At 62.2% G+C, this 25,644-nt stretch carries 22 protein-coding genes; 17 read left to right on the top strand and 5 right to left on the bottom strand.

Translation table 11 applies throughout. The annotated features are described in order from the left end of the window. Positions 1-80: 80 nt before the first annotated feature. Positions 81-893, top strand: coding sequence for a prolipoprotein diacylglyceryl transferase (gene lgt, locus BFW87_RS09610; protein ID WP_078739625.1), 813 nt, complete (start codon positions 81-83; stop codon positions 891-893). Between the two features lie 51 nt (positions 894-944). Further along, complete coding sequence (locus BFW87_RS09605) at positions 945-1,778, top strand: thymidylate synthase (protein WP_078739624.1); 834 nt, start codon at positions 945-947, stop codon at positions 1,776-1,778. A gap of 3 nt (positions 1,779-1,781) precedes the next feature. On the opposite strand, the gene BFW87_RS09600 is transcribed toward BFW87_RS09605, so the two are convergent. The 3 genes from BFW87_RS09600 to BFW87_RS09585 form a co-directional block, all read right to left on the bottom strand. Then, the gene (locus BFW87_RS09600) at positions 1,782-2,543 is read right to left on the bottom strand and encodes an SDR family NAD(P)-dependent oxidoreductase (RefSeq protein WP_078739623.1); all 762 of its coding nucleotides are present in this window, start codon (positions 2,541-2,543) and stop codon (positions 1,782-1,784) included. A gap of 396 nt (positions 2,544-2,939) precedes the next feature. Next, positions 2,940-3,896 carry a C-terminal binding protein gene (locus BFW87_RS09590; protein ID WP_078739622.1) on the bottom strand — a complete coding sequence of 319 codons (957 nt, stop codon included), beginning with the start codon at positions 3,894-3,896 and terminating at the stop codon, positions 2,940-2,942. Continuing rightward, positions 3,893-5,035, bottom strand: coding sequence for a fumarylacetoacetate hydrolase family protein (locus tag BFW87_RS09585; RefSeq protein WP_078739621.1), 1,143 nt, complete (start codon positions 5,033-5,035; stop codon positions 3,893-3,895). The genes BFW87_RS09590 and BFW87_RS09585 overlap by 4 nt, the downstream gene beginning before the upstream one ends. Positions 5,036-5,323: 288 nt before the next feature. On the opposite strand from BFW87_RS09585, the gene BFW87_RS09580 reads away from it, so the two are divergent. The 9 genes from BFW87_RS09580 (at position 5,324) to BFW87_RS09540 (ending at position 15,893) form a co-directional block, all read left to right on the top strand. Continuing rightward, positions 5,324-6,808, top strand: a complete 1,485-nt coding sequence (locus tag BFW87_RS09580; RefSeq protein WP_078739620.1) for an aldehyde dehydrogenase family protein — start codon at positions 5,324-5,326, stop codon at positions 6,806-6,808. Positions 6,809-6,811: 3 nt separating this feature from the next. Next, positions 6,812-8,311, top strand: coding sequence for a xylulokinase (gene xylB / locus BFW87_RS09575; protein WP_078739619.1), 1,500 nt, complete (start codon positions 6,812-6,814; stop codon positions 8,309-8,311). A gap of 10 nt (positions 8,312-8,321) precedes the next feature. Then, entirely contained in the window at positions 8,322-8,996 is a 675-nt protein-coding gene (locus BFW87_RS09570; RefSeq protein ID WP_078739618.1) for an HAD family hydrolase, read from the top strand. Continuing rightward, complete coding sequence (locus BFW87_RS09565) at positions 8,993-9,832, top strand: MurR/RpiR family transcriptional regulator (RefSeq protein ID WP_078739617.1); 840 nt, start codon at positions 8,993-8,995, stop codon at positions 9,830-9,832. The genes BFW87_RS09570 and BFW87_RS09565 overlap by 4 nt, the downstream gene beginning before the upstream one ends. Before the next feature lie 22 nt (positions 9,833-9,854). Continuing rightward, positions 9,855-10,565: a ribose 5-phosphate isomerase A gene (gene rpiA / locus BFW87_RS09560; protein ID WP_078739616.1), complete on the top strand. Its 711-nt coding sequence runs from the start codon at positions 9,855-9,857 to the stop codon at positions 10,563-10,565. Between the two features lie 88 nt (positions 10,566-10,653). Beyond that, positions 10,654-11,742: a sugar ABC transporter substrate-binding protein gene (locus BFW87_RS09555; RefSeq protein ID WP_078739615.1), complete on the top strand. Its 1,089-nt coding sequence runs from the start codon at positions 10,654-10,656 to the stop codon at positions 11,740-11,742. Between the two features lie 71 nt (positions 11,743-11,813). After that, complete coding sequence (locus BFW87_RS09550; protein WP_254865862.1) at positions 11,814-13,322, top strand: sugar ABC transporter ATP-binding protein; 1,509 nt, start codon at positions 11,814-11,816, stop codon at positions 13,320-13,322. Positions 13,323-13,348: 26 nt separating this feature from the next. Then, positions 13,349-14,347, top strand: coding sequence for an ABC transporter permease (locus tag BFW87_RS09545; RefSeq protein ID WP_078739613.1), 999 nt, complete (start codon positions 13,349-13,351; stop codon positions 14,345-14,347). A gap of 25 nt (positions 14,348-14,372) precedes the next feature. Beyond that, a complete protein-coding gene (locus BFW87_RS09540) occupies positions 14,373-15,893 on the top strand; it encodes an aldehyde dehydrogenase (NADP(+)) (protein ID WP_078739612.1) in 1,521 nt (506 codons plus the stop codon). Between the two features lie 167 nt (positions 15,894-16,060). Here the strand turns inward: BFW87_RS09540 and cadR are convergent, their stop codons facing one another. Beyond that, positions 16,061-16,501, bottom strand: coding sequence for a Cd(II)/Pb(II)-responsive transcriptional regulator (gene cadR, locus BFW87_RS09535; protein WP_078739611.1), 441 nt, complete (start codon positions 16,499-16,501; stop codon positions 16,061-16,063). A gap of 85 nt (positions 16,502-16,586) precedes the next feature. Here cadR and BFW87_RS09530 point away from each other — a divergent pair, with 85 nt between their 5' ends. Together BFW87_RS09530 and BFW87_RS09525 are read left to right on the top strand one after the other, a co-directional pair. Then, positions 16,587-18,845, top strand: coding sequence for a heavy metal translocating P-type ATPase (locus tag BFW87_RS09530; protein WP_078739610.1), 2,259 nt, complete (start codon positions 16,587-16,589; stop codon positions 18,843-18,845). Between the two features lie 16 nt (positions 18,846-18,861). Continuing rightward, entirely contained in the window at positions 18,862-19,725 is an 864-nt protein-coding gene (locus tag BFW87_RS09525; protein WP_078739609.1) for a LysR family transcriptional regulator, read from the top strand. Between the two features lie 7 nt (positions 19,726-19,732). Here the strand turns inward: BFW87_RS09525 and BFW87_RS09520 are convergent, their stop codons facing one another. Then, the gene (locus BFW87_RS09520) at positions 19,733-21,151 is read right to left on the bottom strand and encodes an MFS transporter (protein ID WP_078739608.1); all 1,419 of its coding nucleotides are present in this window, start codon (positions 21,149-21,151) and stop codon (positions 19,733-19,735) included. Between the two features lie 171 nt (positions 21,152-21,322). On the opposite strand from BFW87_RS09520, the gene BFW87_RS09515 reads away from it, so the two are divergent. From BFW87_RS09515 to BFW87_RS09500, 4 genes are all read left to right on the top strand, one after another. Beyond that, positions 21,323-21,796, top strand: a complete 474-nt coding sequence (locus BFW87_RS09515) for a nuclear transport factor 2 family protein (protein ID WP_078739607.1) — start codon at positions 21,323-21,325, stop codon at positions 21,794-21,796. Between the two features lie 87 nt (positions 21,797-21,883). Continuing rightward, a complete protein-coding gene (locus tag BFW87_RS09510) occupies positions 21,884-22,747 on the top strand; it encodes a LysR family transcriptional regulator (protein ID WP_078739606.1) in 864 nt (287 codons plus the stop codon). 110 nt (positions 22,748-22,857) lie between these two features. Next, complete coding sequence (locus tag BFW87_RS09505) at positions 22,858-23,922, top strand: putative 2-aminoethylphosphonate ABC transporter ATP-binding protein (RefSeq protein ID WP_078739605.1); 1,065 nt, start codon at positions 22,858-22,860, stop codon at positions 23,920-23,922. 1 nt (position 23,923) lies between these two features. Beyond that, complete coding sequence (locus BFW87_RS09500) at positions 23,924-25,630, top strand: putative 2-aminoethylphosphonate ABC transporter permease subunit (protein ID WP_078739604.1); 1,707 nt, start codon at positions 23,924-23,926, stop codon at positions 25,628-25,630. Positions 25,631-25,644 lie beyond the last annotated feature (14 nt).

The following is a 25,644-nucleotide window of genomic DNA, read 5'->3' as shown; positions in this document are numbered from 1 at the left end:
AAGTTTCTTGATGTAACGCAGGCTTAATCGCGCCCGGGCAAGGTCCGGTCGCCATGACTAATGATTAACGAGGAGTCGCAATGCTGCCTTACCCGCAGATCGACCCGGTGGCCCTGGCCATCGGTCCGCTGAAAATCCACTGGTACGGGTTGATGTACCTGATCGGCATCGGCGGTGCCTGGTTCCTGGCTTCCCGACGCCTGAACCGCTTTGATCCGACCTGGACCAAGGAGAAACTCTCCGACCTGATTTTCTGGCTGTCGATGGGGGTCATCGTCGGCGGACGCCTGGGGTATGTGCTGTTTTACGACCTGCCGGCCTACATCGCCAACCCCACGCTGATCTTTGAAGTGTGGAAGGGCGGCATGGCATTCCACGGCGGCTTTGTCGGCGTAATGATCGCTGCGTGGTGGTTCGGCCGTCGCAATGGCAAGTCGTTCTTCCAACTGATGGACTTCGTTGCGCCGATGGTGCCGATTGGCCTGGGTGCCGGGCGTATCGGTAACTTCATCAACGCCGAATTGTGGGGCAAACCGAGCGACGTGCCATGGGCGATGATATTCCCGCCCTTCAGCGACCCGGCGCAACTGCCGCGCCACCCGTCGCAGCTTTACCAATTCGCGTTGGAAGGCGTGGCGCTGTTCCTTATCCTCTACATCTTCTCGCGCAAGCCGCGCCCGACCATGGCCGTGTCCGGCATGTTCGCGCTGTTCTACGGCATCTTCCGCTTTATCGTCGAGTTCGTCCGCGTGCCGGATGCACAACTGGGCTATCTGGCGTGGGGCTGGGTGACCATGGGTCAGATTCTCAGCCTGCCGATGATCATCGCTGGCCTGGGCCTGCTGTGGTGGGCTTACAATCGCCCGCAACCGATCAAGAACGCCGCGCTTTAAATACGAACGCCGGGGCGTGCGCGCCTCGGCTTCTTTGATACAGGTAAACACATGAAGCAATATCTCGAACTACTGAACGACGTCGTGACCAATGGATTGACCAAGGGCGATCGCACCGGCACCGGCACCAAGGCCGTGTTTGCCCGTCAGTATCGGCATAACCTGGCCGACGGCTTCCCGCTGCTGACCACGAAAAAGCTTCATTTCAAAAGCATCGCCAACGAATTGATCTGGATGTTGAGCGGCAACACCAACATCAAGTGGCTCAACGAAAATGGCGTGAAAATCTGGGACGAATGGGCCACCGAAGACGGTGACCTGGGCCCGGTCTACGGCGAGCAGTGGACCGCCTGGCCGACCAAGGACGGCGGCACGATCAACCAGATCGACTACATGGTCGACACGCTGAAGAACAACCCCAACAGCCGTCGCATTCTGTTCCACGGCTGGAACGTCGAATACCTGCCGGACGAAACCAAGAGCCCGCAGCAAAACGCGCGTGACGGCAAGCAAGCCCTGCCGCCGTGTCATCTGCTGTACCAGGCGTTCGTGCACGACGGTCACCTGTCGATGCAGTTGTATATCCGCAGCTCCGACGTATTCCTCGGCCTGCCCTACAACACCGCCGCTCTGGCGCTGCTGACCCATATGCTGGCTCAGCAATGCGACCTGATCCCGCACGAGATCATCGTCACCACCGGCGACACCCACGCTTACAGCAACCACATGGAACAGATCCGCACCCAACTGGCGCGCACGCCGAAGAAGCTGCCGGAACTGGTGATCAAGCGCAAACCTGCGTCGATCTACGACTACAAATTTGAAGACTTCGAAATTGTTGGCTACGACGCCGACCCAAGCATCAAGGCCGACGTCGCCATCTGACACCTAGATGCAGGTGTAGCCCGCATCCGCATTGATGATCGAGCCTGTCAGCAGGCTCGACGCATCCGAGGCGAGAAACTGCACCAGCGACGCCACTTCATGGGGCTGCCCCATGCGCCCGGCGGGGGTCATGTCCAGCCAACGCTGGATCAACCCCGGCTGGCTTTCCAGCCCATGCAGCAACGGCGTTTCGATATACGTCGGCGCCACCGCATTCACCCGCACCCCGCGCGTTGCCCACTCCACCGCCAATGACTTGGTCAATTGATGCACACCCGCCTTCGACGCGTTGTAGTGGCACTGCGGCTGCGGCACATTCACCACCTGCCCCGACATCGACCCGATATTAATCACCGACCCGCGCCCGGCCTCCAGCATCCGCCGCCCAAACCCCCGGCACGTGCGAAACACGCCGGTGAGGTTGACGGTGATGACCTTGTCCCATTCCTCATCGGTCATTTCCTCAGCCGGCGTATTGGTGACGATACCGGCGTTGCACACCAGAATATCCAGCGGGGGAAGCGAAGTCGCCAAGGCGTTGATCGCGGCGCTGTCCGTTACATCCAAAGCTTCAGCGCGCGCAGCAAAGCCTTTCTCGACCAACTGCTGCGCAGTCGCCAAGGCCCGGGCGTGCAGAATATCGGTGCAGATCACCTCCGCACCCGTCGCCGCCAACGCTTCAGCAATCGCCGCCCCAATGCCCTGACCAGCGCCTGTCACCAGCGCCAACTTGCCGTTCAGGGCCTGTTTTTCCGAATAATTCATCAATCGTCCCTCAACACACAAATGGAAAACCAGCCGCACCCACTCGCTTTTGATCTGCTTCTGATCTTGATCTTAAGGCGCCCCGTTAACCACGCTGGCCGAACGCAGGCTTGAATCCGTGGGTAACCCGGCAGGACGCCGGGTTAGCCGCGATGGGCCAAGGATGGCCCATGGCGGCGGCCCACGGATTCAAGCCGGAGTGAGGGCACACCGAGCCTAAGCGAGGTGCCGAGTGGTGGGGCAAGAGCCTTTTGGTTACTTTTGGGCTCTTTTCAAAAGTGACCCGCTGTAAGAGCGGAACCAATAGAAGCCGTTACCCAAAAAATGGATATACACCCGGACAAGCCGCCATCGCAGGCAAGCCAGCTCCCACATTCCGCCCCTAGCGAACCAGGCTCAAGTCAGCGCACAGCGCAATGCCTCTCCACGCAAGCCGCGCAAGGCTTCCTCACTGGCCAACCGCTGCAACGCATCCACCGACGCATCCGAAAAAAACGCCGCATGCGGCGACACCAACAAATGCGGCGCGCTACGCAACGGCGAATCCATCGGCAACGGCTCCCTCTCAAACACATCCAGCCCCGCCCCCGACAAATGCCCACTGACCAACGCCTCAGCCAGCGCCGTCTCGTCGATCAACCCACCCCGGGAACAGTTGATGAGAATAGCGCCCCTGGGCATCCGCGCGATGGCATCGGCATTGATCACATGGCGCGTCTCCGGCATCAACGGCACATGCAACGACAACACATTGGCGCAGGCAATCACCTCGGCCCGCGACATCGGCTCAATCCCGCACTCCCGCGCCTGCTGGTTAGTCACGTACGGATCGTAGCCCACCAGCGTGCAACCGAACGCCGACATGCGCGACGCAAAAGCGCGGGCAATGCGGCCCAGCCCGATCAGTCCCACAGTGGTATCGCGCAGGGAGCGCACCCCATCGACCATCTGCGCGATTTTCCACTCGCCATTACGAATGCCGGTGCCGTAGTGATCCAGCTTGCGCGCCAGCGCCAGGGTCATCGCAGCAGCGTGGTCCGCCACCTCCTCAACACCATAATCCGGCACATTGCACACCCGGACCCCCAGCGCCTTGGCGGCGGCAAGGTCAACGTTATCCACGCCGACGCCGTACCGCACCACCACCGCACCCGGCGCCATGGCGGCCATCACGCGATGGGTCATCGGCGCGAAGTTATTGATCACCGCATGCGCACCGCGCACCGCTTCCTCGGTTTCCTCTTCGCTGCGGCACTGATGCTCGGAAAACTGCGCGCCGACCAGTGCGGCGGCCGCCTGCTCGTGGCGCGTGTTGCCGAATGCCTGGTCGGTCACTACAAACTTCTGACTCATAGCAGCCCCCGTTTTGCCAGGTTGCGCATCAACGCGCGGGTGCCGTACGTCCAGGGCGCGGCTTCGTCGGAGTACACGACGGTATTGCGCAAGGTGCCCAGCAGCGGCGAGGAAATTTCCACCAGATCACCGGCCTTGTGGGTAAAGCCCGAACCCTTTTTCTCGCGGTCCTGGGTCGGCGCAAACATGGTGCCGAGAAACAGCATGAAACCGTCCGGGTACTGGTGCGAATCATTGCGCGTCTGCTTCACCAAATCGGCCGGCTTGCGGCTGATTTCAGCCATGTTCGAACCGCCAGACATTTCAAAGCCGTCAAGGCCGCTGACGGACAGGGTCAGGGTCGCGTTTTCAATGTCGGTCAGGGTGAAGTGTTCATCAAACAACCGAATAAACGGCCCGATGGAGCACGACGCGTTGTTGTCCTTGGCCTTGCCCAGCAGCAGCGCTGAGCGGCCTTCCACGTCTCGCAGGTTCACGTCATTACCGAGGGTGGCGCCGCGAATGTTGCCCTGGCTGTCCACCGCCAGCACCACTTCGGGCTCCGGGTTGTTCCACTCGGAAATGCGGTTGATGCCCACCTGCGCGCCGTAGCCCACGGCCGCCATGGGCTGGGATTTGGTAAACACCTCGGCATCCGGGCCAATACCCACTTCCAGGTATTGCGACCACAAGCCCTCGGCAATCAGCGCGGCCTTGATCTCTGCCGCTTTAGGCGAGCCCGCCTGCACGTTGGACAAGCTGTCACCAATCAGCGAGCCGATCAGCGCGCGCAGTTCATTGGCGCGGCCAGGATCGCCCGCCGTGCGTTCATCAATCACGCGCTCGACCATACTTCTGGCAAAGGTCACGCCGCAGGCCTTCAGCGCCTGGAAGTCGCAGGGAGCCAGCAGGCAAGGGCGGTCGGAGTGATAGCCCATCTCGGAGGGTTCAAGGATCAAATCCGCGAGGTCGCCCACCGGCTCACCGGCCAGTGTGTCGAAGCGTTCGGCAGGGTTGTTGTCGAGAAAATCGGCCATCGAGACCACGGATGGCGTGACGTCGATCAGCACGTTTTCGCGCAGGATCACCACGCAAGGCCCCTTGCCGGGAAGCCAGACCCGGCCGACCAATTTGGCGTGTTTGAGTGAGATGGGCAGCATGGGGGTGGTCCTTTATTGTTTGATATCTAGTAATGCTACGTTTCGATTTTAAGAGCGGTCAAGCGATCTTGTATGAAAGAAACTGCATTTTTCGCGATAAAAACCACGTTTTAAGACTAATTTTCTGAAAAATAAGGCGAATATTAAGTGTTTCAGGCGCTTGTGCGCATTTATGGTGCAAAAGTCGTGTGGATGAATTTTCACCAGACTATTGCAAAAAGCTAGCAATACTATATTTTCGAATTAAGCGAGTGGTTCAACCGCCCAGACAGGTGACGGAGCAGTTCGATGCATAACAATAAGATTCACAGCGACACGATTGCCGCGCTGGAAGGCGCCTTGTTTATCGATGGTCAGCTGCGCAAAGGTGCGGGCTCAAGGTTGCCGGTCGAGAACCCGGCGACAGGTGAAGTACTGGGGCATATCGCTGCTGCCACTGCGGATGAAATCAACGGAGCCGTGGAAGCTGCCCGCCGTGCGTTTCTGATCTGGTCCCGCGAACTGCCGAAAACCCGCGCCAGCGCATTGCATCGTTTGGGCGACCTGATCGCCGCTGATGCACTGAACATGGCGCACGTCATGACCGCCGAGCAGGGCAAGCCGGTCAACGAGGCCAAGGGCGAAGTGCTCAAACTCGCCGAGGCCTGCCACTTCTATGCAGAAGAAGCCACCCGCGTGCACGGCGAGATCGTGCCCAACGACCAGCCCGGCTTCCAAAGCCTGGTGGTGCGCGAGCCGATTGGTGTGGTGGCGGCGATTACGCCGTGGAACTACCCGGCGGAACTGGTCGGCTGGAAGCTTTGCGCGAGCCTGGCCGCTGGTTGCACCATCGTCATCAAACCTGCTGAACTCACCCCGTTTACCGCGCTGGCCATTGCACAGAAATGCATCGACGCCGGGATTCCCGCTGGCGTGGTCAACGTGCTGACCGGCAAGGGTTCGGTGGTCGGCCAGGCGCTGGTTGAGCACCCGGATGTCAGCAAAGTCGCGTTCACCGGCTCCAGCGCCGTCGGCCTGCATATCCAGCGCAGCTGCCCGCAGGTCAAGCGCCTGTCCCTGGAGCTGGGCGGCAATTGCCCGATGGTGGTCACCGCCAGCGCCGATGTTGCCGCCGCCGTTAAAGGCGCCACGCGCCGCAGCTTCCGCAATTGCGGGCAGATCTGCATCGCGATCAACCGTATCTATGTACACCGCTCGATTTACGAAGCATTCGTCACCCAATTGGGTGCCGCCGCTGACGCTTTGACCGTGCACAACGGCCTGGAAAACCCCGGCGCCGATCTGGGCGCAATGGCCTCCGCAGAACCCCTGAACAAAACCCGCGCCCACCTTGAAGATGCGCTGGCCAAAGGCGCGCGTCTGGTCTCTGGCGGAGAGGCACCGCAAGGCGAGGAATTCGCCCATGGGCATTTCTTCCGCCCCACCGTGGTCGCCGATTGCACTCACGAGATGCTGGTGATGACCGAAGAAACCTTCGGCCCGCTGGTCGGCGTCGCACCGTTCGACGACCTGGCCGAAGCCGTGCAACTGGCCAACGACACGCCTTACGGGCTGGCTTCGTATGTGTACGCCCGCGATCTGGTCGATATCCACACCCTGTCGGCGCAGCTCGACTACGGCAACGTGGCGATCAATAACGTCGACGCCGGGATCATGAATGCGCCCTACGGTGGCCGCAAACAAAGTGGCGTGGGCTACGAACACGGGCGCGAAGGGCTGCTGGAGTACTTCAACTTCAAGCATGTCCGCTTGCACCATGGCGTCGGGAATTGAGTCATGCAGGCCCTTATTGGTATCGACATCGGCACCTCCGGGTGCAAGGCATTGCTGCTCGACGTGCAGGGCGCGGTGATTGCCGCCGACACGGCGACGTATCCGCTGTCCCAACCCCGACCCGGCTGGACCGAACAGGATCCTGAACTGTGGATCGAAGGCGCACGCCAGGCGATAGCCGGCGTACTCGCCAAGGCCCCCGGCGTCGAGCTGCTGGCAGTCGGTTTGTCCGGCCAGATGCACGGGCTGGTGCCGCTGGACGCCGCGCAAAAAGTCTTGCGCCCGGCCATTTTGTGGAACGACCAGCGCAACGCCGCCGAGTGTGAGTGGATCACCCAGACTGCCGGTGGCCTTGAAGGCCTGCTGGCCGCCACCGACAACCGCATGCTGGTGGGTTACACCGGCGGCAAAATCCTGTGGATGCAGCGCCATGAGCCCGAGCTGTTCGCGCGGCTGACCACGGTGCTCAACCCCAAAGACTATTTGCGCCTGCGCCTGACCGGCGAAGTCGCCAGTGAAGTGTCCGATGCGTCTGGCACCGGGTTGTTCAACGTGCGCTCGCGGCAGTGGGCGACCGGGCTGGTAGAGACGCTTGGGATCGATCCCGCGTTGTTGCCTCCCGTGTTTGAATCCCAAGTGATTTCTGGCCGAGTCAGCGGCCACGGCGCGCAACTGTTTGGCCTGCCGGTGGGCACTCCAGTGGCGGGCGGCGGCGGTGACTCGGTGATCCAGACCCTCGGCTCCGGCGTGATCGCACCGGGCGAATTGCAAACCACCATCGGCACCGCCGGCATCCTCGCGGCTGCGCTGGACACGCCACAGGACAACCCCGACGGCCGCCTGCAAATCTTCTGCAACGTCGCCGCCGACAAGTGGCACTGCATGGGCGTGTCGCTGAACGCGGGTGGCTCGATGAACTGGTTTCGCGACACCTTCTGCGCAGGTGTGCCCTTCGAACAGATCGCCGCCGAAGCCGCCGACAGCCCGCCCGGCGCCCATGGCCTGCTGTTTTTGCCGTACCTGAATGGCGAACGCTGCCCCTATCCAGACCCGGTTCTGCGCGCTGCCTTTATCGGCCTCACCGGTCGCCATCAACGCGGCGATATGGCCCGCGCCGTGATGGAAGGCTCGGTCTACGCCCTCGCCGACATGTACGCGCTGATGCGCCCATTGGGCATTGCCGGGCAGGTGATCAAAGCCTCCGGCGGCGGCGCGCGCTCGGTGCTGTGGCGCCAGCTGCAGGCGGATATTTTCGGCTGCGACGTGGTGACCACTGAAGGCGCGGCCGAGGGCGCTGCGTTCGGCGCGGCGCTGGTGGCCGGGCTGGCCGTGAATGTGTGGCCTGACGCGGCCAGTGCCGCCGCCAGCTGCCGCGCGATGACCCGCCAGGCGCCCAATGGCGCCACGGCCGAGGTCCACGCCCAGGCCCATCGCATTTATCGCCATTTGTATCCGACGCTCAGGGAAACCTTTGTTGAGCTCGGCGCCCCTCTTTTCGATTAGGAGTCTGTTCATGGCCGTCTATAACGCGCTGATTTTTGATCTCGACGGGACGCTGATCGACAGCGCCTACGATATCGCGAAGGCCCTGAATGCCGGCTTTATGCTGAACGGCTGGCCGGAGCTCGACCCGGATCATGTGGAAGCTTTCCTCGGTAACGGGCCGCGACGCTTGATCGTCGACATCCTCGAAGACCTGGATATTCCTTACGACGAAGCCCAGGTGCAGCGCGCGTTCGAAGGCTATTTGCAGGCCTATATGGACGACCCGGCGGGACGCACACGGTTTTACCCGCATGTGCGCGAAGACCTGGTGGCGCTGCGCGAAGCCGGGATTCGCTTGGGCATTTGCACCAACAAGAACCACGCCGTCACCGGCAAGGTTCTGGAGCAACTGGGCCTGGCGGATTTGTTCGACGCGGCGATAGGCGCCGACGCCGTGCCAGCGTGCAAACCCGACCCCGGCCACCTGCTTGCGGTCGCCGACGCCATGGCGCTGGCCGACCAGACGTGGGCGTATGTGGGTGACACCCGCGTCGACCAGCAAACCGCGCACGCCGCCGGTGTCGCATTTTTTGTCGTGCCGTGGGGCGGTGGCCCGCTGGTAGAGATTTCTGCGGCGCAGCGCTTGAACCGTTTGGCTGATCTGTTACAACGCAGCCCACCCATCGCCAAGGAGCGCATATGAGCGACAGTTTGCTGCAACGCATCATTGATGAAAGCAAGAACATGCACCGCGCCGAGCGCCGGGTGGCCAATTTCGTCTCCACCTCGCCGTCCAAAGTGCTGCAGATGAGCATGGCCAAATTGTCGGAAACCTGTTCGGTCAGCGACCCGACCGTGATGCGTTTCTGCCGGCGTTTCGGTTTCGAGAGTTACCAGGCCTTGAAGCTGCACCTGGTGCAGAGCCTGGTGCCGTCGGCACCGTTTGCCTACGAACAGATCATCCCGGATGACAGCATCGACAACATTGTGCGCAAGACCTGCCGCAATTCGCTGAACGCCATCCAGCGCCTGGAAGAAGACCTGGAACCGGAAAAAGTCGCCGAAGCCGCGCAGCTGTTGCAGGCCGCGAGCTGGGTGGGGATCTACGCCACCGGCATTTCGGTGGTCAACGCGCTGGACGCCGAGCACAAGTTTCAGCGCCTGGGCATGCGCTGCCAGGCCTTGCTTGGCGGCAAGCGCCAGGAGATGCACGCCGAAGGCGCACGCAGCGGTGAAGTGGCGCTGATTTTCTCGCAGTCGGGGCACACCCGGCAGATGGTCGATATGGCGATTGCCGCGCGCCAGGCCGGGGCCAAAGTGGTGTCGATTGCCGCCGATGACAGCCCGCTGGCGAAAGTCTCTGACGTGTTGATCGCCGTGAAGCCTTACGAACACACCGAGCTGATGACACCGCTAGCGTCACGGCTCAATCACCACCTGGTCACCAACATGCTGGTGGCGGCGATTGCCATCGCCAGCGGCAGTCAGTTCCCCGATCAACTGACCGCCCTTGATTCCTGGCGTACCGACAAAATTTAAACCCCGATCCGTGGAGCAGGTAATGAGTAATCAACAGAACGAAGCCAAGAAGGTCGCCGCCCGCCGGGTGATCGAGGAATTTGTGCGCGATGGCATGAAGCTGGGCCTGGGCTCCGGGACCACCTCGCATTTCTTCGTTCGCGAGCTGGGCAAGCACGTGGCCAACGGCCTGAAACTCACCTGCACCACCACCTCGCGCTCCACCAATGACGTGGCGCGGGAAGTCGGCATCGAAATCACCGACCCCAATGAAATCGGCGAGCTGGACCTGACGGTCGACGGCCCCGACGAAATCGACGGCCAGTTCAACATGATCAAGGGCGGTGGCGCCTGCTTGCTGTGGGAAAAGATCATCGCCCATGCCTCCAAACGCATGATCTGCGTGACGGACGAAACCAAGATCGTCGACAGCCTGGGCGCCTTCCCGCTGCCGGTGGAAGTGGTGCAGTTCGGCTGGAAGCAGACCGAGCGTCTGGTCAAGCGCGTGCTGGCCGAACACGGCATCACCGAGGTACAGATCATCCGTCGCGAACGCAACGGCGAGACCGTGGTGACCGACAGCGGCAACTTTATCCTCGACTGCCATTGCGGCCCGGTGATCACCGACCCGGCGCCCCTGGAAATCGAACTGAACCGAATCCCCGGCGTGGTCGAAAACGGCCTGTTCACCCGCGAGGCGGTGGGCATGGTAGTGGGTTGTTTTGACGGTTCGTCCTACGTACGGATGCGCTGATTGCCTGATTTGTCTGGAGCTATACCGCACGACGCGTGAAGAAAGGAAAGACGTACTCAACCAACAATAATAAGTCGGAGTCACTTCCATGAAAAAAGTCGATTTTTCGAGCGTGAGCCGCCGCAGCGTCCTGGCTGGCGGTGTAGTACTGGGGTTGGGTTCGATGCTGGGGCGCACAGCCATGGCGCAAACCCCGCTGTCCATTGCCTACTCCAACAAGAGCCTGGACTACTATTTCTTCGTGATCCAGGAAGAGTCGGTCAAGCGCGCAGTGCAGGCGCTGTCCGGCAAGTTCCAGGCGACCAATGCCAGCTTCGACACCACCACCCAGCTCGGCCAATGGCAGAGCCTGATGCTGTCGCAGCCTACGGCGATCATTTCCGACCCCATCGACAGCCAGGCGATCGTCTCGGCGATCAAGCGCTATAACCAGCGCAAGATTCCGGTAGGCATCATCGACACCCCGGCCGACGGCGGCGACGTGGCGATCACGGTGAGCTTCGACAACTTCAAGGGTGGCGTGATGGCCGCTGAAGAAATCGTCAAACGCCTGGTGGCCAAATACGGCAGCCCCAAAGGCACCGTGCTCAACTGCTTCGGCGCCCTGGCGTCGGTGGCGTGGCGCTTGCGCAAAGAGGGCATGGACTCGGTGTTCGCCAAATACCCCGAGATCAAATACCTCGCGCGGCCTACCGAAGGCCAGTTGGACAAGATGCAGTCGGTCACGCTTTCCACCTTGTCGGAATTCCCGGACCTGGACGCCGTGCACGCGCCGTCGGACTCGCCGTCACGCGGTATCGCCGCGGCACTGAAGCAGAAAGACCGCTGGAAAAAAGTCGGTGAGAAAGGCCACGTTATCTTTATCAATATCGACGGCGAGCCGGTGGCGCTGGACTGGATCAAGGACGGCTACATGGACGGCTGCGTGTCCCAGGACCCGGTTGCCTATGGCCAGATCGCTGTGGAGATGATCACCAAGCACGCGCTCAAGGGCGAAGCGGTGCCGCTGGGCACTTACCAGAACAAGGACTACTTCTGGGAAACCGGCGAGATCGTGCAGAGCAAAACTGGCCCGGCGCTGGTGATTCCGGCGTTCATGATCACCCCCGAAAATGCCGACGACAAACGCCACTGGGGCTACGTCGCGGAGAAGGTGTGGGGCGTGGCCTCGAAGTGATGGTCCGTCGCGCGGCGTGAGTCACCGCCGGCGCGATGTTTATCCGACAAGGTGATGGTGAGAACAACAAAATGACCTTACACCCAACGCCCGACGACACGATTCTGCGCATCGAGAATGTCGCCAAAAGCTACGGCCCGGTCCGCGCCTTGCGCGGGGTGTCCACGCAAATCCGTCGCGGCTCGATTCATGGGCTGCTGGGGGAAAACGGCGCGGGCAAGTCCACGCTGGTGGGGATCATCTCCGGCCAGGTCATCCCGACCTCCGGGCAGATCCTCATGAACGGGCAGCCGCTCAAGCAGGTGGACGTCAAGGCGATGGAGCAGGCCGGGGTGTTCCTGGTAACCCAGGAGCCGATGATCATCGGCAACCTGACGGCTGCCGAAAACTTGATGCTCGGCATCTGGCCGACGCGCAATGGGCTGGTTGACTGGAAACAGCTGAACGCCGACGCGGCGCGCATGCTCGACGGTTCGGGCATCGACCCCAAGGCGCTTGCCGGTCAGCTGGATGCGGTGGCGCGGCGCAAGCTGAACATCCTTCGCGCGATGTTTTCCGGGGGCAAGGTCATCATCCTCGATGAGCCGACGGCTTCGCTCACGGTGGTCGACCGACGCCAGTTGTTCGATTTCATGCTGCGCCTGAAAGGCGAGGGCGTGACCTTCATCTTTATTTCCCACTACAACGACGAAATCCTCGAGATCTGCGACGCGGTCACCGTGCTGCGCGACGGGGCGCTGGCGGGCACACGTGCGGACATCACCGGGCTGACCTCCGAGCAGCTCACCGAACTGGTGATCGGCCACGGCGTGGAACTGTTCCAGCGCAAGCGCCGCGACCACAGCGGCAAGGCGCCGGCGATTTCCCTGCGCGGTGTGCGCGGCAAGTGGCTGGCGCTGGACAGCCTGGATATCGCGCCGGGCGAGGTGGTCGGTTTTACCGGCCTGCCGGGCGCGGGCGCAAAGGAAATGGCCCGGGCGATTTTCGGCCTGCACCCGGCCATCGGCACGCTGGCGATGAATGGCGCAGGCGTACAGCCATTGCCGCGTTCGCCGAGTGCAGCATTCGAGGCGGGCATTGCCTACCTCTCCGACGACCGTCGCAAGGACGGCGCCGTGGGGCAGATGTCGATTGGCAGCAACATCGCCATGTCGTCCCTCGCCACGCGCAGCAAATTGGGCTTTATCGACGCCGATGCCGAAGCCTCGGTGATCAATCACTACTTCGCGGCGATGGGCGTCAAATCGCCCAACCCGGATTACTCGGTGAACACCCTCAGCGGCGGCAACCAGCAAAAGGTCTGCCTGGGCCGGGTGCTGGCGACCCAGCCACGGTTGTTGATGGTGGACGAGCCGACCCGGGGCATCGACATGGGTGTGAAGCAGGACGTGTTGCGCATTATCGACGAGCTCAGCGATGCCGGCGTAGCGGTGATCATCGTGTCCAGCGACACCGATGAACTGGTGCGCGCGGTGGACCGGGTGTGCATTTTCGATCAGGGCACGATCAAGGAAACATTGACGGGAGAGGACATCTGCGTCGAGCGCATCCGCGCATCCGTACAAGGATCCAGCAGTTGAATAAGAAAAAGAGTGGAGACACGGGTATGAGTACTTTAGTGAAGCCCGGCAACGGGGTAGCGCCTGCCGCAACCAAAATCAACGGCCCGGCGGTGCTGGGTTGGGTGCTGCACAACGTGGTGTGGATCTGGCTGATCGCACTGGTGGCAGGCTTCGGCCTGTTCAACGAATTCTTCTTCACCCTGTTCAACCTGCAGAACGTAATGGTGCAAGCCACGGTGCTCGGCATGTTGGGGCTGGCGGTGGCGTTGCCGTTGCTGGTGGCGGAGATTGATCTGTCGATTCCGGCCAACGCCGGGTTCTCCTCGGCGGTGGGTGCGCTGGCCTATTCCAGCTGGGGCTTGCCGTGGTACCTGGCGGTGATCATCGGCTTGCTGGTGGGCACCTTGATCGGTTTCTTCAACGGGCTGTGCATCACGCGGCTGAAGATGGTCTCGCTGATCGAAACCCTGGCGATGATGATCATCCTGCAAGGCGCGCTGCTGGCGCTGACCCAGGGCACCACGCTGACCAATATGGCCGACGGCTATATCTGGATCGGCCAGGTGACCATTGATGGTTGGCCATTGATGCCGGTGGTGTTTCTGCTCGCGCTGGTGGTGATGGGCGTGGTACTGCGGCGCACCGTGCTGGGCCGTTCGATCTATGCGGTGGGCGGTAACCCGATTGCCTCGAACTCGGCGGGCATCCGCGTGGACCGGGTGAAGATCATCACCTACACCATTTCCGGTTTTCTTGCGGCGGCGGCGGGCTTTCTGCTGGCGTCCTGGCAGATGGCAATTACCTCGAGCCAGGGTTCCAGTTATCTGCTTTACGCAATTGCGGCGCCGATTATTGGCGGCGTCAGCGTATTCGGCGGGCGCGGTAACGTGAAAGGCGTACTGGGCGGCGTATTGTTGCTGACAGTGATCCAAGTCGGCCTGGCGATTGTGAACGTGCCGTCGTTTTATGTTGGCATGATCGGCGGCGTGATGATCTTTATCGCGGTGGCCATCGACGCCATTCGCGTGCGCTATTTCGGTTAATCCATTTCAACTTCAGGAAACGCCCATGTCCTTTACACCCCATGGCAAACACCTGATCGCCGGCGTTTGGGTCGCCAGCGACAGCAGCTTTTCCAACGCCCCGACCCAGGGCCCGGCCCAGTGGTTTTCGGCGGGCAGCATTGAGCTGGTGAACCGCGCCTGCGAGGCGGCGGAAGCGGCGTTCTGGAGTTTCGGCTATTCGAGCCGGGAGGCGCGTGCGGCGTTTTTGAACACCATCGCCGATGAAATCGAAGCGCGTGCGCCGAGCATCACCACCGTGGGTTCCCTGGAAACCGGCCTGCCTGAAGGGCGTTTGCAAGGTGAGCGCGGGCGCACCGTGGGGCAGCTGCGTTTGTTTGCTTCGCATATTCTTGCGGGGGATTACCTGGACCGTCGCCACGACGTGGCGTTGCCTGATCGCCAGCCGCTGCCGCGCCCGGACATTCGCTTGATCCAGCGCCCGATCGGGCCGGTGGCGGTGTTTGGTGCGTCGAACTTCCCGCTGGCGTTTTCCACCGCCGGCGGTGACGTGGCGTCGGCGCTGGCCGCGGGTTGCCCGGTGGTGGTGAAGGGGCACGAGGCGCATCCCGGTACCAGCGAAATTGTGGCGGAGGCGATTCACGCCGCCATCCAGAAGTGCGGCGTACACCCTGGCGTGTTCAGCCTGGTGCACGGCGGCTCGCGGGCGGTGGGGCAGCGATTGGTGCAGCACCCGCTGATCAAGGCGGTGGGGTTTACCGGCTCATTGGGGGCGGGCAGGGCGTTGTTTGATCTGTGCGCGAAACGTTTCGAGCCGATTCCGTTTTTTGGCGAGCTGGGCTCGGTGAACCCGATGTTCCTGATGCCGCATGCGGTGGCTGCGCGCGGGCTGGAAATTGCCAAGGGCTGGGCCGGTTCATTGACCATGGGCGCCGGGCAGTTCTGCACCAACCCTGGCGTTGCCGTATTGACCGAAGGCGCGTCGGCGAATGCGTTTATCGACGCGGCGGTGAGTGCCCTGGAACCGGTTGGCGCCCAAGTGATGCTGACCGAAGGCATTGCCAACGCCTATCGCGATGGCCGCGACCGTGTGGCGAATGCGGTGGGGGTGCGTGAAGTGTTATCCACCACCTGCGAGCTGCGCCAGGCCATGCCGTATCTGTTCGCCACCACGGGGCGCGAATGGCTGGCGAATGCATCGCTGGGCCATGAAGTGTTTGGTCCGCTGGGTTTGGTGGTGACGGTGAAGGACAATGACGAGTTGCTTGAGGTCGCGCGCTCACTGGAAGGGCAACTGACGTGCACGGTTCATATGGATGCAGAGGACAGCGCCGAAGTCAGCCGCTTGCTGCCGATTCTGGAGCGCAAGGCCGGGCGTATCCTCGCCAATGGGTTTCCTACGGGTGTGGAAGTGAGTGAAGCCATGGTGCATGGCGGGCCGTATCCGGCGTCGACCAACTTTGGCGCTACGTCGGTGGGCACCATGGCCATCCGCCGATTTTTGCGGCCAGTGAGCTACCAGAACATCCCCGAGGCCCTGTTACCCGAGGACCTGCGGCAAAAGTGAAATAAGGTGGGAGCTGGCTTGCCTGCGATGGCGGTGGGCCAGGCAACCCCTCTATCGACTGTGCCGCCGTCTTCGCAGGCAAGCCAGCTCCCACATTGGATCTTCATCGCTGGCAATAAAGCGCCCGGCAAGATGGCCCTGCTGATAGCAGTCGCCATCAATCCGACTTAGTGCCCATGACTGCGCCCCACATGGGAGTGCTCGGCCTCACTGGCCTGCACGCCGCCGCTAACTTCCAGCCGCTGCAAGATCCCGCATTGATCCCCGCCACCACAGCGCTGGCGCAAATCGAGCAATTGCTCCTGCAACGCCAACAGCCCATCGATCCGCGCTTTTACATGGTGGATATGCTCATCGATCAACGCATTCACACTTTCGCACTGGTCCTGCGGGCTATCACGCAGCCCCAACAGGCTGCGAATTTCTTCGAGGGTCATGTCGAGGGCGCGGCAGTTGCGGATAAAGATCAGCCGCTCAGTGTGCGCCTGGGTGTACACGCGGTAGTTGGCGTCCGTGCGGGCCGGGGGCGGCAGCAGGCCTTCTTTCTCGTAATACCGGATGGTTTCCACCTGACAGTCGGTCAGTTTGGCCAATTCGCCGATCTTCATCGCAGCAATCTCCAAATGGGTGCTTGACCCTATAGTGGCTACAGGGTCTTTACTTGGCAACAGGCACCTTTACGGACGCGACAGAATGAGCGATTCCCTCCACACCCCGCACAAACACGATCATGACCATGACCACGATCATGCCCCGAAGAAACTCACGCCTGTGCATAACCACGGTCACGGCGGCTCTTGCTGTTCCAGCACGCCAGCTCCCGCGTTGGTGCAACTGAGCGAAGCGCCGACCGCCGGCTCGCGCCTGAGCACCTTCCGCATCGAAGCCATGGACTGCCCCACCGAGCAGACGCTGATCCAGAACAAACTGGGCAAGCTCGCCGGTGTGCAGCAGCTGGAATTCAACCTGATCAACCGCATCCTCGGCGTCACCCATGACCTGCCGAGCACTGCGCCGATCGTCGAGGCGATCAAATCTCTCGGCATGCAGGCCGACCCCATCGAAGAAGGCGTCCCCGCCGCCGAACCACCCGCCAAGAAGCATTGGTGGCCGCTGGCGGTGTCCGGCGTCGGCGCGTTGGGCGCCGAAGTGCTGCATTTCACCGGCGTCGCGCCGACCTGGCTGATTGCGATTGTGGCGCTGGTCTCGATCCTCAGCGGCGGCCTCACTACCTACAAAAAGGGCTGGATCGCCCTGAAAAACCTCAACCTGAACATCAACGCGCTGATGAGCATCGCGGTCACCGGTGCGATTCTGATCGGCCAGTGGCCGGAAGCGGCCATGGTGATGTTCCTGTTTACCGTGGCCGAGTTGATCGAAGCCAAGTCCCTGGACCGTGCGCGCAACGCCATCAGCGGCCTGATGCAGATGACGCCGGAACAGGCCACGGTGCAGCAAGCTGATGGTTCCTGGGCTGAACAGGAGGTCAAAAGCATTGAAATGGGCGCAATCGTACGGGTAAAACCCGGCGAGCGTATTGGCCTGGACGGTGAAGTCACCGCCGGTCAATCCACCATCGACCAGGCGCCGATCACCGGTGAAAGCCTGCCGATTGAAAAAACCGTGGGCGATAAAGTCTTCGCCGGCACTATCAACCAGGCCGGCTCGCTTGAGTACAAGGTCACCGCCGCCGCCAACAACTCGACGCTGGCGCGGATCATTCACGCCGTGGAGCAAGCCCAAGGCGCGCGGGCGCCGACCCAGCGGTTTGTCGACAGCTTCGCCAAGGTCTACACCCCGGCGGTGTTCCTGTTTGCCCTCGGCGTGGCGCTGATTCCACCGCTGTTTATGGCGGGCGCCTGGTTTGACTGGATCTACCGCGCCCTCGTACTGCTGGTGGTCGCGTGCCCTTGCGCGCTGGTGATTTCCACGCCGGTGACCATCGTCAGCGGTCTCGCGGCCGCCGCGCGCAAAGGCATCCTGATCAAGGGTGGCGTGTACCTGGAAGGCGGTTACAAGCTCGACTACCTGGCCCTCGACAAGACCGGCACCATCACCCACGGCAAACCGGTGCAAACCGATTACCTGGCGCTGTTCCCGAACATCGAAGACAGCGCACCTGCCCTGGCTGCGAGTTTGGCCGGGCGTTCCGATCACCCGGTTTCTCTCGCCATCGCCAACGCGGCTGTGGATAAAAACCTGCCCGCTCACGTTGTGGATAACTTCGAAGCCCTGGCCGGTCGCGGTGTGCGCGGCGACATCAACGGCGAAACCTACCACCTGGGTAACCACAGACTGGTGGAAGACCTCGGCCTGTGCTCGCCCGCGCTGGAAGAAAAACTCTTCGCCCTGGAAAAACAAGGCAAGTCCGTGGTGCTGCTGCTCGACAAATCCGGCCCGCTGGCGTTGTTCGCCGTGGCCGATACCGTCAAGGACAGCAGTCGCGAAGCCATCCAGCAACTGCACGAACTCGGCATCAAAACCCTGATGCTCACCGGCGACAACACCCATACCGCCCAGGCGATTGCGGCTCAGGTTGGCATCGACCAGGCCCAGGGTGATCTGTTGCCCACCGACAAGCTGCAAGCCATCGAAGCCCTCTACGGCAAAGGCCACCGCGTGGGCATGGTCGGCGACGGCATCAACGACGCCCCGGCCCTGGCCCGTGCCGAGATCGGTTTTGCCATGGCCGCAGCAGGCACCGACACTGCCATCGAGACCGCCGACGTGGCCTTGATGGACGATGATTTGCGCAAGATTCCGGCTTTCATTCGGCTGTCGCGGCAAACGTCGAGTATCCTCAAGCAGAACATCGCCCTGGCGCTGGTGATCAAGGCGATCTTCCTCGCGGTCACCTTCCTGGGCATGGCCACCATGTGGATGGCGGTGTTCGCCGACATGGGCGTGAGCCTGCTGGTGGTGTTCAATGGCCTGCGCCTGTTGCGCAAATAAACGATGAGAGGGTGGTGTGCTGAGTGCCGAGCTGAAGGCTTTTTACATGGTCGCCCGCCTGGGCAGCATCACCCAGGCGGCGAAAAAACTCGGCCTGAGCCAGCCCACGGTCACCACCCAGATTCGCAACCTGGAAAGCCAATACAGCGTTGAACTGTTCTACCGCGGCGGCCGTCGCCTCACCGTCAGCGATGACGGCGCGCGCTTGCTGCCGATGGTCAAGACACTGTTGCAGCAGGAAGCCGACATCGAGTTTTTCCTGCGCAATACCGGCCAGGTGCAAGGCGCTTTAAGAATTGCCGCAACCGCGCCGTACTACATCCTTGATCTGGTCAAAGCCTTTCGCGAACGCCTGCCACACGTGGAAGTGTCGGTGGAAATCGGCAACTCCCAGCAAGTGCTCGAAGCGCTGGATGATTACCGCGTGGATGTCGCCGCCTCCTCGCAATTGCTCGAAGACCCGCGCTTGATCCGCCGCGTGCTGGGCACTGATCCGCTGGTGCTGGCGGTGCATCGCAACCACCCGTTGGCCAAGCTAGAGCACGTGCCGTTAAGTGCCCTGGCCGGGCACACGCTATTGATGCGCGAAGCCGGTTCCACCACGCGGCGGCTGACGGAAGACCTGTTGCAAGGCGCGGGAGTCAGCTACGGCCCGCTGCTGGAAATCGGCAGCCGCGAATCGATTCGCGAGGCGGTGCTGCGCAATATCGGCATCAGCATCATTGCGCGCCAGGAAGTGCCCCATGACCCGCAGTTGCGCGTGCTGACCATCGAAAATGCGCCGCAGATTCCGGAATACCTGTATTGCCTCAAGGAAAGAAAAGGCGCGCGGCTGCCGGCGGCATTTCTGGGGCTGGCGCAGGAAATGTCGCCGATCTGAACCCTGCTTATCGTTGCCGGGCCAGCGAGAAACTCAGTATCGCCCCCACGGCGAGGCAAAACGCGATGCACAGGCTTGAGATAACAAACGCCTCACTGATCACCGCCGCATCCTTGCTTGTACCCAGCACGGTGTAGAACACCCCGCCGATCAGCGCAACACTGAGCGATGTGCTGATCTGCAGGGCGGAACTGGCGATGCCCGCGATCATGCCTGAATACCCCGCAGCGACGCGGCCGGTGATCATGCGCATCAACGTCGGCAGCGCGAGCCCTTGCCCCAGGCCAATGACGAACAGGACGGCGCCCAACGCCAGCGGTGGCGGGCTGATCCCGGCCGGTGTGGTCAGCACACAACCGGCCAGGACCAGGAGCGCGACGGTTTCCAGGGCCATGCCGATGGCATTTACGTACTCGCCGAGCAAGCGCCTGGCGGCAGGCGTCGACAACGGCCCGAGCAACAGGCCTGCGCCAAATGGCAGAAATACCAGGCCGGCATCGAGGGCACTGACGTGCAGCGCCGCTTGCAAGTAAATCGAGAACAGCAGGAAGAACACACCGATCGAATACAGCATCAGCGCCACCAGCAGCGCACGGCCCAGGCCCGGCGCGCGCAATGCGGCAGGATTGAGGAGCGGCGCGCCACCCGTCGCGGCCAGTCGCGATTCATACCGCCAGAAGCACACCAGCAGCAGCGGCACCGCGCTCAGCGAAAGCCAGGACCACAGGGGCCAGCCAGCCTCGCGCCCTTCAATCAGCGGCACGATCAGCGCACCCAGCGTCAACATGGACAGCGCCATGCCACCCAGGTCCAGCTTGCTGGCGTGTTGTGCGCGCAGGTCTTTGAGCAGTGGGACGCCCAGCAACAGCACCAGCAGCGCCACCGGCAGGTTGACCAGAAAGATCGCCCGCCAGCCCAGCCCCATGACGTTCTGCGAAATCAGGATGCCACCGAGCGCCTGGCCAACTACTGCCGCCAGACCAAACACCGCCCCGTACAGGCTGAGGGCGAGCGGTTTTTCGGACTCCCGGAAAATCACCTGTATGGCCGCCAGCGCCTGCGGCGCCATGACCGCCGCTGTAATGCCTTGTAATGCTCGCCCAACGATCAGCGCCCATGGCGACCACGCGAGACCGCACAACGTCGACGCGGCGGCAAAGCCGATCAGCCCGAGCAGAAACATGCGGCCCCGCCCATACAAATCGCCCAGCCGGCCACCGGTAATCAGCGTCACCGCATACAACGCGGCGTACGAGGAAATCACCAGTTGTTCCGCCGAGGCCGTGGCACCTAATTCCGCCTGGATGGAGGGCAGTGCGACATTGACGATGAAAAAATCCAGCGGTGGCAAAAAGGCCCCCACCAGCAGCACCGCGAACATCGCCCAGCGACGCACGTCGAGTGAAATAACCGCAACTTCAGACATGGAACACTCCCTGCGCAACCGGTTGGTTGCGCGTCAGACAGGTTTTTGAAAGCTACAAAAATGAACGCCGAAGATGCACAAATGACAGTTCCGCCCCGGCCCGATGCCCCGCAGACTGGTTTCTCCACCGGCCACTCAGGCCGGTAATTACCCCGTTGTGAGGACTGACCGATGAACCTTGAAACCCTGGCTGCCCGCCTTGATGCCCTGGAAAGCCGCGCGGCGATCGAGTCGTTGATTTCCGGTTATGCCAACGCGTTTGACCGGATGGACACCGAGCTTTTGCACAGCCTCTGGCACGCGGATGCAACCCTGGACCTGCCCGGCTTCGGTAAGGGCGAAAACCGCGAAGGCATCCTGGCGATGGCTGCCCGCAACTGGCGCAAAATGCCCCACATGCACCACTGGATGGCCAACCCGCTGATGCACATCGACGGCGACCGGGCCACCGCAACCGTCGCAGCCGATTGCCTTATGCATGACATCGAACAAGGCCCGGTGCAGCTCAGCGGCCTCTATCACGATCAGTTCGAACGCCGCGAGGGCGAATGGCGCTTCAGCGCACGCCTGTTTGAACTGCATTTCCTCACCCCCCTGGAAAACTGGACGCCGATCGCCGGTTCCGAGCGCTTCGCCAGGGGTTGAGCCCATGGCGCTATTCTGCGAGCCCGGGGCTTGCGAGGGGACTGCCATTGCTGCATCTTCGTTGTTCACTTTTGTACGAGCACAGCCATGGACTGGAATGACCTGCGCGTCTTTCTGGCAATTGCCCGCAGCGGCTCACTGGGTGCGGCAGCCAAGCAGCTCGGGGTCAGCCACCCCACCGTCGGTCGGCGTTTGCAGGCGCTGGAACAACTCAATGGACAGGTGTTTTTCCGGCGCACCAGCCAAGGGCTTGTCCTGACGGCTGCCGGTGAGCGCATTCTGTATCTGGCGCAGGAAATGGAGCGCAGCGCCCTGGCAATCGAGCGGCGTATCGCCGGGCACAGCGACCAGCCTGAAGGCCTGTTGCGCATCTCATCGGCGGACTGGTTCGCCGGTTATGTGCTCGCCCCGGTGCTGGACGCGTTGCAGCGGCGCTTCCCGCTGATCGTCCCCGAGGTGATCCCCGGGCACCGGTTGTTCGACCTGTCGCGACGCGACGCGGACATTGCCTTTCGCATCATTCCGTTCAGCGAACCCGACATCGTGCAGCGTCGACTGACGACGATCCGCTACGGGCTTTATATCGCCGAGCACCTGGATTTCAGCCCGGGCTCGGAGGGAGAGGGGCTCGGTTTAATTTTGATGAACACGGCGCAAGCGCATTATCCCGATGTGCTCTGGCTGCAAAAACGTTACCCCCGCGCGAAAACCCGCTTCACCAGCAGCAGCCGCACTGTGCAGGCGCGCATGTGCGCGCTGGGGCTCGGCGTGGCGGTGCTGCCGTGTGTGTTGGGTGATCAGTCGCCTTCACTCAAACGCTTGGACGTGGGTGAAGAGCTACCCGGGCGCGATATCTGGATGGGCTATCACCAGGATATGCGGCAGATGGATCGGCTGCGGGCCCTTGCCGACCTGGCGTCAGAGATGATTGGCGGCGACACGGCGGGCTGAGTCCTACACAAATCCACCAATACCACTATCGCCACGTTTTGCCTTCCTGCCACATCAGGGACGCATTGCCCGCCTAGCATGGGCTTCATCAGTTTGATGAGGTGCCTTGCATGAACACAGCCCTGAGCAACCCCGGCGCGCCGATGACGGTGCGCGGTATCCAGAAGCGCTTCGGCGCCTTCACCGCGCTGGACAACGTGTCCCTGGACGTCGCCGCCGGCGAGCTGGTGTGCCTGCTCGGCCCGTCCGGCTGTGGCAAAACCACCTTGCTGCGCTGCATCGCCGGCCTGGAGCGCCAGGACAGCGGCGAGCTGCGTTTGGGTAACCGCGACGTATCCCTGCTGCCGCCGCAGGCGCGGGACTACGGCATTTTGTTCCAGTCCTACGCGCTGTTTCCCAATCTCACCGTCGAAGCGAATATCGGCTACGGCCTGATGGGCAATGGCCGTGATGAAACGCGCAAGCGCGTCGGTCAGATGCTGGAGTTGGTCGGGCTGTTGGGCAGTGAAAAGAAATACCCCGGCCAACTCTCCGGCGGCCAGCAACAACGTGTCGCGTTAGCCCGCGCGTTGGCGCCAGCGCCTTCCTTGCTGCTGCTGGACGAACCGATGTCGGCCCTCGACGCCCGCGTGCGCGAGCATCTGTGCACCGAGCTGCGCCAACTGCAACGGCGCCTGGGCATCACCACGCTGATGGTCACCCACAACCAGGACGAGGCCATGCTGATGGCCGACCGCATCGCCGTGATGAACAACGGCAAGGTCGAGCAATACGCCACGCCGCAGGAAATCTACGACCGCCCGGCCACGCCGTTTGTGGCGGAGTTTGTCGGCCAGGGCAACTGGCTGCCGTTCAGTCGCAACAGCGCCAGCCACGCCCAGGTCGGTGGGATGAATATGCGCTTGGCCGAGGACGCTGGCGTGGCCAAATCCGGACGGCTGTTCTGCCGCCCGGAAGCCATCAGCGTCAACCCGCCGGTGCATGAAGAAAACCTGTTCCCGGCCAAGGTTCGCGAAATCACCTTTCTCGGCAACCGCTGCCGCATGAGCTTCGAACTGGAGCAGTTGCCGGGTCACCCATTGCTGGCCGAACTGGCGCCGGAAGCCATGCCGCGCTTGGGCGCACAGGACATCTGGGTAGCCTTGCCGCCGCGCAGCCTGCAGGTGTTTGCCTGAGATGGCCGCTGTGATGACTCTGCCGCGCCAGGCTTCACGCGCCGAAACGGGCGACCGTATTTTCGTGGTCGGCGGCAAACTGCTCTGGCTGTTGTTGCTGGGTATTGCTGTGTTGTTGCCGTTGCTGGCGATCTTCTGGCGCGGCTTCAGCAGTGAAGCCGGGCAGGGCGGCGGCCTGGTGGCGGCGCGCGAATTGGTGACCAGCGACAACTTCCACTGGCTACTGGGCAATAGCCTGAAAGTCTCCCTCAGCGTCGCGGCCATCGTCGTACCGCTGGCTTACCTGTTTGCCTACGCCCTGCAACGTACGCTGATTCCGGGTAAGGCGATCTGGCGCGGCCTGTCGCTGCTGCCTTTAATGGCGCCGTCGATGCTGCCGGGGATCGCGCTGGTGTACCTGTTCGGCAACCAGGGCCTGTTGCGCGGCCTGCTCTCGGACAATATCTACGGCTTCTGGGGGATTGTGCTGGGTGAAGTGATCTACACCTTCCCACACGCCTTGATGATTCTGCTGTCGGCGCTGTCCCTGTCGGATGCCCGTTTGTTCGACGCGGCCTCAAGCATGGGCGCCAGCCCGGCCCGGGCGTTTCGCAGCATCACCTGGCCGGCCACGCGCCAGGCGGTGTTTGCGGCGTTCTGCCTGGTGTTCACCCTGACCATCACCGATTTCGGCGTGCCTGTGGTGGTCGGCGGGGACTATCAGGTGCTGGCGCTGGAAGCCTATAAGGCAGTGGTCGGCCAGCAACAGTTCGGTCGCGGCGCGTTGATTGGCATGGTGCTGTTGTTGCCGGCGCTGTTCAGTTTTGCGGTGGACGCTTGGCTGCGCCGTCGCCATGGCGACTCGATGAGTGGCCGCGCCCAGGTGTTTCAGCCTGCACCGTCGCGGCTGCGGGACGGTTGCTACCTGGCCATCGTGCTGCTGATCTGCGCCGCATTGCTGCTGGTATTTGGCATGGCGGTGTATTCCTCGCTGGTCAAATTCTGGCCGTACAACCTGTCATTGTCCCTCAGCCATTACCAATTCGAAGACACCGCGGGCGGCGGCTGGCTGGCCTATCGCAACAGCCTGACCATGGCGCTGTGCACAGCGTTGGTCGGCAGCGTGCTGATCTTCACCGGCGCGTATCTGATGGAAAAAACCAAGAGCCAGAAAGGCCTGAACCTGGCGCTGCGCATGCTCAGCTTTGTGCCGATGGCCGTGCCGGGTTTGGTGCTGGGCCTGGGTTACGTGTTCTTTTTCAATCTCAACGGCAACCCGCTGCATGTGTTCTACGGGACCATGACCTTATTGGTGGTGTGCACCATTGCGCACTACCTGACCACCGCGCAGATGACCGCCACCACCGCGCTGCGCCAGCTGGACGCCGAGTTTGAAGCCGCCGCGCAGTCCCTCAAGGCGCCGCTGTACCGCCATTACCTGAAAGTGACGGTACCGATTTGCCTGCCGGCGCTGCTGGACATCGTGCGCTACCTGTTTGTGTCGGCGATGACCACCGTCTCCGCCGCGATCTTCCTCTACAGCCCCGACACCATCCTCGCCGCCGTCGCCGTGTTGAACATGGACGACGCCGGCAATGTGGGCGGCGCGGCGGCGATGTCGACCTTGATTCTGTTCACCTCGGCCGGCGTCTCGCTGCTGCTGGCGTGGGCCTCACGTGGCGCGTTGCGCCGCTCCCAAGCCTGGCGCCAGACCGCGCCCGGCCAATAATTGTCCCTGTAGGA

The sequence above is a fragment of the Pseudomonas fluorescens genome, from assembly GCF_002022275.1.
In the GTDB taxonomy this organism is placed as follows: domain Bacteria; phylum Pseudomonadota; class Gammaproteobacteria; order Pseudomonadales; family Pseudomonadaceae; genus Aquipseudomonas; species Aquipseudomonas fluorescens_AJ.
This window is presented reverse-complemented; position numbering and strand designations above follow the sequence as displayed.